This is a genomic window from Edaphobacter sp. FHG110511_03, from assembly GCF_059115365.1.
On the sequence record NZ_JBZYWL010000049.1, the window covers coordinates 1 to 853 of the forward strand.

1 protein-coding gene is annotated in these 853 nt (G+C 60.3%); it reads right to left on the reverse strand.

Translation table 11 applies throughout. The annotated features are described in order from the left end of the window. Positions 1-377 precede the first annotated feature (377 nt). Positions 378-853: IS110 family RNA-guided transposase (locus AC5S26_RS29890; RefSeq protein ID WP_494188594.1), on the reverse strand; the 476-nt coding region annotated here is incomplete at its 5' end.

Sequence of the window (853 nt, forward strand, 5' to 3'; positions counted from 1 at the left end):
AATGTATGGTCCGCCGCGTGACTGCAAGGGCTAGTTTGGGCGAAAAGACGAGTCTGCGGCAATGTATTCGGCCTTTGATGGAGCCGCGTGCTCCTGGCCAGGATGAGTTCCGCTGCGCGTCTGTCCTTACAAGTCGGTCGGTCGTTGGAGACCATTATCAGGACCAGGTTTCAGACACGCCGTTATGACTGTTCTTTCGTCCTTACTTTTCCTGTGCAGACTTCGTGGAAGATGAATTGCAGCGAAGGCGTGGTCTGCGCTCGACCGTTACTCGCAGACGGTGCCCAAGCCCCTGGCGCGGTCAGCATTACCCTCTGGCATCCTTGCGGATGCGGTCCTTCCCCTTCGCTGTGCTGCAAGATTAGCTTAGAGTGAGCCTAGACCGCTACGGCTGCGATCACTCCAGGCCGATAGTCTTCTCCGGTTGAGAGCACAGCCCATGCGATGCGCGCGAGCTTGTTGGCCATGGCCACGACCAGCACGTTGCGCGGCGCTCGTGCTTCGAGCGCGTTCATCCATGCTCCGATCGGGAAGCGATCTCGTTTTATGCGCATCGCAGCAGCGCGTGCGCCGTGTATCAGCACCTTGCGCAGGTAGGTGTTGCCGCGCTTACTGATGCCAAGCAGCTTCGCCTTGCCACCGGTCGAGTACTGCCGCGGCACGAGGCCAAGCCACGCCGCAAAGTCTCGCCCCTTGCGAAACGCAGCGCCGTTGCCGATGGCGGCCACGATCGCTGTCGCGACGATGGGGCCGATGCCTGGGATCTGCCGGATGCGGCAACAACCTGCGTCGCTCGAAGCAATCTGCTCAAGCCTGTCAGTGAGTTCATCGATCTGCTGTTCGACTGTCTTCC